Source organism: Candidatus Collinsella stercoripullorum, from assembly GCF_027669965.1.
GTDB classification, from domain to species: Bacteria; Actinomycetota; Coriobacteriia; order Coriobacteriales; family Coriobacteriaceae; genus Collinsella; species Collinsella stercoripullorum.
Map to the genome: position 1 here is coordinate 16,407 of NZ_JAQECM010000034.1, position 8,617 is coordinate 25,023.

The following is an 8,617-nucleotide window of genomic DNA, read 5'->3' on the forward strand; positions in this document are numbered from 1 at the left end:
CCGCCGCGGCCGCTCGTAGGCGCCGCACGCCGCACGGGGCCCGCCCGGGCCGCGCGCCCCGTGCCGGGCGCATGGCGCGTCCGCGCACGGGGCATAATCGGGTCATCCGGCACGACGCGGAACGGAGGCGCGCGGCGTGCACCGGCCGCGCGGCGGGCGCGCGGGACGGGCGCTTCCGATGCGGGGCGGGGGAGGTGCGCGATGGCCATCTGGGTCACAGGGGACGTGCACGGCGGCATCGACATCGCGAAGCTGTCCGGCAGGCGCTGGCCGGAGGGGCGCGGCCTGACCCGCGACGACCTCCTGATCGTCTGCGGGGATTTCAGCATGCCGTGGAGCGGGTCGAACGAGGAGCGCTGGTGGCTCGCCTGGCTCGAGGGCCGGCCGTGGACCACGCTGTTCGTCGACGGCAACCACGAGTGCTTCCCGTACCTCGCGGAGCTCCCGGTCAGCGAGCGCTGGGGAGGCGAGGTCCAGGTGTACCCGGAGTACCCGCACATCGTCCATCTCATGCGCGGCCAGGTGTACGAGCTGGGCGACGGGGGCGGGCGGGACCCCGTCCGCGTGTTCGCCATGGGCGGGGCGGCCAGCCACGACCGGGAGTACCGTACGGAGGGCTGGGATTGGTTCGCCGAGGAGATGCCCGGCCCCGACGAGCTCGCCGAGGCGGAGGCCCGCCTCGGCGCGGCGGGATGGGACGTCGACCTCGTGGTCTCGCACTGCTGCTCGGCCCGGATGCTGCCGTCGGCGCTCGCCGCCGCCGGGGTGTCGGATGCGCGCCGGCACCCCGACGCCCTGAACGCGTGGTTCGACGCCCTCGAGGACCGGCTCGCCTACGGCCTGTGGTGCTTCGGGCACTACCACGCCGACGCGCGGCTCGACGGGAGGCATCGGCTGCTGTACCGGGATATCGTGCGCGTCGCGTGAGCGCGGCGGGCTCGTCCGGGCCCGCCGGCGGGCGCCGGGGCGGGTCCGCTCAGGCGCCCTGTCCCGAGCGCAGGATCCTCTCCATCGCGCGGCCGCGTGCGAGCTCGTCGATGAGCTTGTCGAGGTAGCGGGCGTCGCGCTCGACCGGGTCCGCGAGGGCGGCCACGTCGATCCCGCACACCTTGCCGGTGATGAGGAAGCGGTCGGGGTTCATGCGCGGGGCCTCGGCGAAGAGCGTCTCATAGTCGACCCCGCGCTCGACCTGGCGCTCGATGTCGGCGCGATCGTAGCCGGTGAGCCAGGTGATGATGAGGTCGACCTCCTCGCGCGTGCGGCCGCGGCGCTCGGCCTTGCCGACGAGCAGCGGGTAGACCTTCGCGAACGAGAGCTTGGCGATAGGGGTGCGGGGCATGGGAGGTCCCTTCCGTCGGGTGCGCTGACGGCCCCATCGTAGCGCACCGGGGCGCGGCGCCAAGGGAGGCGCTCGGGGACGGGGGGGCCGCGCGGCACGGGGCGCTCGGGGACGGGATGGCCCTCGCGGCACGGCCGCCTGCGACGCGGCGTTAGGGGATGGGTTCGGGATTCGGGGCGTCCTGCCCCGTGTCGCCCCCGCCGGCGCCGCCCCCCCGCGCCGAACAAAGCGAGGGCCCCGGCGCTGCGCCGGGGCCCTCGGGGCGTCCCTGGAGGCGAAGCCCGGATTCGAACCGGGGGTAAAGGCTTTGCAGGCCTCTGCCTTACCACTTGGCCACTTCGCCGATATGAAAAGAGCCGATTCGAGTAAAACCGGCTCCCTGCATGCGATGGAGCGGACAACGGGGCTCGAACCCGCGACCCCAACCTTGGCAAGGTTGTGCTCTACCAACTGAGCCATGTCCGCTTGCGAGGATGTACTATACGCGAATCGGCATCCGTGCGCAAGCCCCCTCAACCTCTCCACAATCGGCTGCGCGGAGGGGGCCGGTGCCCGGGGAGGGCAGGGGCGCCCCAACCGGCCCGCATTGGGAAAATAGTGCCTGTCACTTTTTTCCCACTTGGGAAATAAGTGACAGGCACTATTTTCCCGCCGCCTTCTCGCCCGCGAAGGGTCATCCCTCCTCCTGCAGGCCTTTCGCCTCGTCGAGGTAGCTGTAGAAGCTGTACTTGGAGATCCCGAAGAACTCGCAGGCCTTCTGGCTCGACTTGCTGATGAGGAACGCGCCGCGCCGGTCCAGAAAGCCGATCGCCCGCACGCGCTCCTCCTTGGTCATGAGCGAGGCGGGCTTGCCCACCACCTGCTCGCATTCGCGGAACAGGTCGTCGAGGAGGTCGCCGATGTTCTTGGTGATGGGCTCGGGCTCGGTCGCCCCCGCATCGCCGCAGCCGATCAGGGCGCCGAGCGCGCCGGAGAAGGCCTTCATGAGCGTGATGTCGAAGTTGATCGCCAGGATCCCGCGCGGCCAGCCCGCCTCGTCGCGGATGAACACGGTGCTCGATTTGAGCAGCTTGCCGTCGGAGGTCTTGGTGAGGTAGGGCGGCCGGTCCTCGAGGGCGTCGGGCGCCCCCTGGAGCGCCTCGAGCACCACATGGCTCGGTCCGTCCCCCAGCCGGCGCCCGCTGATGTGGCCGTTCTCGATCGCGACGATGGAGTGGTCGAGGTCGTCCGCCTCGAGGTCGTGGACGACGATCTCGCAGTTGGGGCCGAACTGCAGCGCGAGGCTGCGGGCGAGGCGCCGGTAGAACTCGATCTGCGCTGGTGACATGGCGCTCCTTCCAAACTTTTTGTTAGGTTTATCCTGCCACATCGACCCCATCTCTACAAACGGGCAAGAAAACTACCGTTTATCGACGTATTCTTACCGTTCAGCAGACCTGACATTCTGTCTGGACAACGCGGGTTCCCCTGTGATAAAACTGCTATAGCAAAACTTTTTGTTTGGTCCTCAGATAAAAGTTCAGCTTCCGGCCAAAACCGACCGCCGGGGCGGGCGCGTATCCGCGGGCCAGGCAAAGGAGCGGCAAAGGAGAGCAAGACAGCATGGCCGAGAAGATCAAATGGGTCGCGAACAACATGCCCGGAAGCGATGACGCCCACCTGGGCATCATGTCGCTTGAGAACGTGCGCTGCGCCCGCGCGTTCCACGAGAGCTTCCCGCAGTACGACGTCACCCCGTTGGCGAAGCTCGACGCCCTGGCGTCGGATCTGGGGCTGGCCAACCTCGCGGTGAAGGACGAGAGCTACCGCTTCGGCCTCAACGCCTTCAAGGTGCTCGGGGGCTCCTTCGCCATGGCGAACTACATCGCGGGCAAGACCGGGCGCCCCATCGCCGAGACCACCTACGACTACCTCACGGGCGACGAGCTCGCGCGCGACTTCGGCCAGGCGACCTTCTTCACCGCCACCGACGGCAACCACGGCCGCGGCGTGGCCTGGGCCGCCAACAAGCTCGGCCAGAAGGCCGTCGTGCACATGCCCAAGGGCAGCGTGAAGAGCCGCTTCGACAACATCGCCGCCGAGGGCGCCGAGGTGACCATCGAGGACGTCAACTACGACGAGTGCGTGCGCATGGCCGCCGCCGAGGCCGACGCCTGCGAGAACGGCGTCATCGTCCAGGACACCGCCTGGGACGGCTACGAGGAGATCCCCTCCTGGATCATGGAGGGCTACGGCACCATGGCGAGCGAGGCGGCCGAGCAGTACGCCGCCGCGGGCGTCGAGCGCCCCACGCACGTCTTCGTGCAGGCCGGCGTGGGCAGCCTCGCGGGCGCCGTGGTGGGCTACTTCGCCAACCTGTTCCCCGACAACCCGCCCGTCTTCGTGGTGATGGAGGCCGACGAGGCCGCGTGCCTGTACAAGGGCGCGGTCGCGGGCGACGGCGAGCCGCGCATCGTGGACGGGGACATGCCCACGATCATGGCGGGCCTCGCCTGCGGCGAGCCCAACACGCTCGGCTGGGACATCCTGCGCAACCACGTCTCCGTGTTCGTCGCCTGCCCCAACTGGGTCGCGGCGAAGGGCATGCGCGTGCTGGGCGCCCCGCTGCCCGGAGACCCGCGCGTGATCTCGGGCGAGTCCGGCGCCGTGGGCGCGGGCCTCATCACCACCCTCATGGAGTCCGACGAGTACGCCGACCTGCGCGAGGCCATCGGCCTCACCCAGGAGAGCTCGGTGCTCATGTTCTCCACCGAGGGCGACACGGACCCGGTCAACTACCGCAAGGTCGTCTGGGACGGCGCTTACCCCGCCGAGTAAAAGGCGTCGCGAAGCGACGCGCCATCTTCCCTTTATGCAACGAGAGAGGGTGGCAGATCGATTGAGTTGCAGTCCGATTGTCCGCCGCACCGGACGCTGAGGAGAAACCGGCTGTGCGAGGGAGGCCCCATATGCCTCCGCGCGCAGTTCCGCAGCGCGAAGCGCGAGGATGTTTGAGCACGGAGGCATATGGGGCCTCCCGCCCGCCCGAAACGTCCATCAACATCCGAAGAGAGGATTCGATCCCCATGACCAAGGAACTCGATTTCGACGCCATCAAGCAAGCAGCCGCCGCCTACGGCCCCGACATGACCGCCTTCCTGCGCGCCATGATCAGCCATCCGTCCGAGTCCTGCGAGGAGGGCGAGGTCGTCGCCTGCATCAAGGCCGAGATGGAGAAGCTGGGCTTCGACAAGGTCGAGGTCGACGGCCTCGGCAACGTCATCGGCTGGATGGGCGAGGGCGACAAGATCATCGCCATCGACTCCCACATCGACACCGTGGGCATCGGCAACCGCGACAACTGGACCCACGACCCCTACGAGGGCTATGAGGACGACGAGGTCATCTACGGCCGCGGCGGCTCCGACCAGGAGGGCGGCATGGCCTCCGCCACCTACGCTGCCAAGATGATGAAGGATATGGGGCTCATCCCCGAGGGCTACAAGATCATGGTCGTCGGCTCCGTCCAGGAGGAGGACTGCGACGGCATGTGCTGGCAGTACATCGTCAACAAGTACTTCGACGGCCCGGAGGACGCCCGCGAGAAGATCGAGTTCGTGATCTCCACCGAGCCCACCGACGGCGGCATCTACCGCGGTCACCGCGGCCGCATGGAGATCCGCGTCGACGTCCACGGCGTGTCCTGCCACGGCTCCGCCCCCGACCGCGGCGACAACGCGATCTACAAGATGGCCGACATCATCTCCGACGTCCGCGCCCTCAACAACAACGGCTGCGACGAGTCGACCTCCATCAAGGGCCTCGTCAAGATGCTCGACCCGAAGTACAACCCCGAGCACTACATGGACGCCCGCTTCCTGGGCCGCGGCACCTGCACCGTCTCCCAGATCTTCTACACGAGCCCCAGCCGCTGCGCCGTGGCCGACTCCTGCGCCATCTCCATCGACCGCCGCATGACCGCCGGCGAGACCTGGGACTCCTGCCTGCAGGAGATCCGCGACCTGCCCGCCGTCAGGAAGTACGGCGAGGACGTCGAGGTCTCCATGTACATGTACGACCGCCCGAGCTGGAAGGGCACCGTCTACGAGACCGAGGCCTACTTCCCGACCTGGATCAACGCCGAGGACGCCGCCCACGTGCAGGCGCTCGTCGACGCGCACCGCGCCCTGTACGGCGACGAGCGCATCGGCGTCGAGCAGTCCATGGACAAGCGCGCCGGCCGCCCGCTGACCGACAAGTGGACCTTCTCCACCAACTGCGTGTCCATCCAGGGCCGCTACGGCATCCCCTGCGTCGGCTTCGGCCCGGGCGCCGAGAGCCAGGCGCACGCCCCCAACGAGGTCACCTACAAGCAGGACCTCGTGACCTGCGCCGCGCTCTACACCGCCGCGCTCAACCTGTACGACGAGTCCAAGAAGACCGGCGACGTCACCGTCTTCCGCGCCGGCGCCACGGACAACGACATCAAGTAGGAGACAGGCGGCGGGAAAAAAGTGACAGGCACTTTTTTCCCGCGCGGGACAGAGGGGGCGAACCTGCCCCCGCCCCGCAACGACCCGTGATGTATCCATCAAGAACCGAAAGGATTCAAAATGGCCAAGTCCTTCGACGAGATCCTCGACAGCCTCAAGGGCCTCGACTACGCCGGCATGTACGGCTCCGACTTCCTGCACACCTGGGACAAGACCACCGACGAGCTCCGCGCCCTCTACGCCGTGGCCGCGGCGCTGCGCAACCTCCGCGAGCGCAACATCTCCCCACGCATCTTCGACTCGGGCCTCGCCGTGTCGCTGTTCCGCGACAACTCCACCCGCACCCGCTTCTCCTTCTCCAAGGCCACGAACCTGCTCGGCATGCAGCTGCAGGACCTCGATGAGAAGAAGTCGCAGATCGCCCACGGCGAGACCGTCCGCGAGACCGCCACGATGATCTCCTTCATGGCCGACGTCATCGGCATCCGCGATGACATGTACATCGGCGCCGGCGACGCCTACATGGCCGAGGTCGCCGAGTCCGTGGCCGAGGCCTATGCCGACGGCGTGCTCGACCACCGCCCGACCCTCATCTCGCTGCAGTCCGACTCCGACCACCCGACCCAGTCCTCCGCCGACCTGCTCTACCTCATCGAGGAGTTCGGCGGCCTGGAGAACCTCCGCGGCAAGAAGGTCGCGGTGACCTGGGCCTACTCGCCGTCCTACGGCAAGCCGCTGTCTTGCCCGCAGTCGCTCATCTCGCTGCTGCCGCGTTTCGGCATGGACGTCACGCTCGCCCACCCCGAGGGCTACGACCTCATGGGCGACCGCGTCGAGGCCGCCCGCGCCTACGCCGCCGAGTCCGGCGCCACCTTCAAGCAGGTGAACACCATGGAGGAGGCCTTCGAGGGCGCCGATATCGTCATCCCCAAGAGCTGGGCCCCCTACGCCGCCATGGAGCGCCGCACCAAGCTGTACGCCGAGGGCGACGACGCCGGCATCGCCGCGCTCGAGCAGGAGCTGCTCGCCCAGAACGCCACCCATATGGACTGGTGCTCCACCCGCGAGCTCATGGCCAAGACCGCTCACGGCGACGACACGATCTACATGCACCCGCTGCCGGCCGACATCTCCGGCGTGTCCTGCGAGCACGGCGAGGTCATGGCCGACGTCTTCGACATGCACCGCGTGGGCATGTACAAGGAGGCCAGCTACAAGCCGTACGCCATCGCGGCCATGATCTTCCTGCAGAAGGTCAAGAACCCCGTCGAGACCCTGCGCGCCCTCGAGCAGCGCGGCGCCGACCGCTGGTTCCAGGCGTAGGCGGATCCGCTGCCCTGGGAAAATAGTGCCTGTCACTTTTTTCCCAGGGCGGACCGCTTCCGCAGCCCTAACGTTCGATCCCGCTTGCCCGGGTGGCTGCGCGCTGAGCGCGTCGCCCGGGCATCGCCGTTTCGAGCGGCGCCGCGCGCGCCGCTTCCGAGAAGAGAGAGGTGCCGAAATGTCCAAGCGCATCGTCGTGGCGCTCGGCGGCAACGCCCTGGGTTCCAACCTCCCCGAGCAGATGGCCGCCGTCAAGATCACCGCCCGCGCCATCGTCGACCTCATCGAGGAGGGAAACGAGGTCGTCATCGTCCACGGCAACGGCCCCCAGGTGGGGATGATCGCAAACGCCATGGCCGAGCTCACCCGCTCCGACCCGGACCGCTACATCCCCTGCCCGCTGTCGGTCTGCGGCGCCATGAGCCAGGGCTATATCGGCTACGACCTGCAGAACGCCCTGCGCGAGGAGATGCTCGACCGCGGCATGGACCGCGGCGTGGCGACCGTCCTCACCCAGATCCAGGTCGACCCCGCCGACCCCGCGTTCGACGAGCCCACCAAGCCCATCGGCCCGTTCATGAGCGAGGAGGAGGCGTCGCAGCTCGAGCGCGACCGCGGCTACCGGTTCATGCACGACGAGCGGCGCGGCTACCGGCGCGTCGTGGCGAGCCCCAAGCCCGTCTCCATCGTCGAGCTGGGCACCATCTCCTCGCTCGTCGCGGCGGACCACGTGGTGGTGTGCTGCGGAGGCGGCGGCATCCCGGTCGTCCCCACCGAGGGCAACCACCTGAAGGGCGCCGCGGCCGTCATCGACAAGGATTTCGCGGCCGAGAAGCTCGCCGAGCAGCTCGACGCCGACACGCTCGTGATCCTCACCGCGGTCGAGAAGGTCGCCGTGGGATTCGGGACCGATCATGAGGAGTGGCTCGACTCCCTCACCCCCGAGCGCGCCGCCGAGCTCGCCGCGGCGGGCGAGTTCGGGACGGGCTCGATGCTGCCCAAGGTGCAGGCGGCGTCCGCCTTCGTCGAGAGCAAGGAGGGGCGCACCGCGCTCATCACCCTGCTCGAGAAGGCCTCCGACGGCCTGGCCGGCAGGACCGGCACCACGATCGCGCGCGCCTGACGCGCCGAACCGCTTGCGGGGCGCCCCTGTCCGGGCGCTCCGCTTTGCTATGGTTGGGTCGTCCCGCGTGCGGGCGCACGCGCATCCGCCGGCGGCGGCGCGCGGGGGCGGACGGGCCATGCGGGCGCGAAGGGAGGCGGCCATGAGGATCGGATGCGTGCTGATGGCGTCGGGCGAGGGGCGGCGCTTCGCCGCGGCGGCGGGCCCCGGCGCGCCGATGAAGCTGCTCGCCCCGCTCGCCGGAGCGCCCCTCGTCGTGCGCACGGCTCGCTCCGTGCCCCCCGCCTTCGAGCTCGTCGCCGCGACGCGCTGGCCCGACGTCGCCGCGGCGCTCGCCCCGCTCGGCGTCCGCATCGCGGT

General features: G+C 69.0%; 8 protein-coding genes and 2 tRNA genes. 6 read left to right on the plus strand and 4 right to left on the minus strand.

Annotated elements, in window-relative coordinates; all coding sequences use genetic code 11:
- Positions 1-201 precede the first annotated feature (201 nt).
- Positions 202-927, plus strand: a complete 726-nt coding sequence (locus tag PHA29_RS07435) for a metallophosphoesterase (protein ID WP_270848944.1) — start codon at positions 202-204, stop codon at positions 925-927.
- A 49-nt stretch (positions 928-976) separates the two neighbouring features.
- On the opposite strand, the gene PHA29_RS07440 is transcribed toward PHA29_RS07435, so the two are convergent.
- From PHA29_RS07440 to PHA29_RS07455, 4 genes are all read right to left on the minus strand, one after another.
- Positions 977-1,339: a DUF2200 domain-containing protein gene (locus PHA29_RS07440; protein WP_270848945.1), complete on the minus strand. Its 363-nt coding sequence runs from the start codon at positions 1,337-1,339 to the stop codon at positions 977-979.
- 269 nt (positions 1,340-1,608) lie between these two features.
- A tRNA-Cys gene (locus tag PHA29_RS07445) sits at positions 1,609-1,682 on the minus strand.
- 46 nt (positions 1,683-1,728) lie between these two features.
- Positions 1,729-1,804: transfer RNA gene (locus tag PHA29_RS07450), tRNA-Gly, on the minus strand.
- A gap of 208 nt (positions 1,805-2,012) precedes the next feature.
- On the minus strand, positions 2,013-2,666 hold the full coding sequence (locus PHA29_RS07455; RefSeq protein WP_270848946.1) for a helix-turn-helix transcriptional regulator: 654 nt from the start codon (positions 2,664-2,666) through the stop codon (positions 2,013-2,015).
- Between the two features lie 275 nt (positions 2,667-2,941).
- Between PHA29_RS07455 and dpaL the strand changes: the two genes are divergently transcribed.
- From dpaL to PHA29_RS07480, 5 genes are all read left to right on the plus strand, one after another.
- On the plus strand, positions 2,942-4,156 hold the full coding sequence (gene dpaL, locus PHA29_RS07460; protein WP_270848948.1) for a diaminopropionate ammonia-lyase: 1,215 nt from the start codon (positions 2,942-2,944) through the stop codon (positions 4,154-4,156).
- 248 nt (positions 4,157-4,404) lie between these two features.
- Entirely contained in the window at positions 4,405-5,811 is a 1,407-nt protein-coding gene (locus tag PHA29_RS07465; RefSeq protein ID WP_270405754.1) for a YgeY family selenium metabolism-linked hydrolase, read from the plus strand.
- Positions 5,812-5,931: 120 nt separating this feature from the next.
- Complete coding sequence (gene ygeW, locus PHA29_RS07470) at positions 5,932-7,134, plus strand: knotted carbamoyltransferase YgeW (protein WP_270405753.1); 1,203 nt, start codon at positions 5,932-5,934, stop codon at positions 7,132-7,134.
- Positions 7,135-7,312: 178 nt separating this feature from the next.
- Positions 7,313-8,257 carry a carbamate kinase gene (gene arcC, locus PHA29_RS07475; RefSeq protein WP_270405752.1) on the plus strand — a complete coding sequence of 315 codons (945 nt, stop codon included), beginning with the start codon at positions 7,313-7,315 and terminating at the stop codon, positions 8,255-8,257.
- A 142-nt stretch (positions 8,258-8,399) separates the two neighbouring features.
- Positions 8,400-8,617, plus strand: a 218-nt coding sequence (locus tag PHA29_RS07480) for an NTP transferase domain-containing protein (protein WP_270848950.1), incomplete at its 3' end; no start/stop codon positions are given.

Bases quoted from the DNA above. Each gene is read 5' to 3' on its own strand.
- PHA29_RS07435 (WP_270848944.1), top strand. From the start codon at position 202: ATGGCCATCTGGGTCACAGGGGACGTGCACGGCGGCATCGACATCGCG.
- PHA29_RS07440 (WP_270848945.1), bottom strand. From the start codon at position 1,339: ATGCCCCGCACCCCTATCGCCAAGCTCTCGTTCGCGAAGGTCTACCCG.
- PHA29_RS07455 (WP_270848946.1), bottom strand. From the start codon at position 2,666: ATGTCACCAGCGCAGATCGAGTTCTACCGGCGCCTCGCCCGCAGCCTC.
- dpaL (WP_270848948.1), top strand. From the start codon at position 2,942: ATGGCCGAGAAGATCAAATGGGTCGCGAACAACATGCCCGGAAGCGAT.
- PHA29_RS07465 (WP_270405754.1), top strand. From the start codon at position 4,405: ATGACCAAGGAACTCGATTTCGACGCCATCAAGCAAGCAGCCGCCGCC.
- ygeW (WP_270405753.1), top strand. From the start codon at position 5,932: ATGGCCAAGTCCTTCGACGAGATCCTCGACAGCCTCAAGGGCCTCGAC.
- arcC (WP_270405752.1), top strand. From the start codon at position 7,313: ATGTCCAAGCGCATCGTCGTGGCGCTCGGCGGCAACGCCCTGGGTTCC.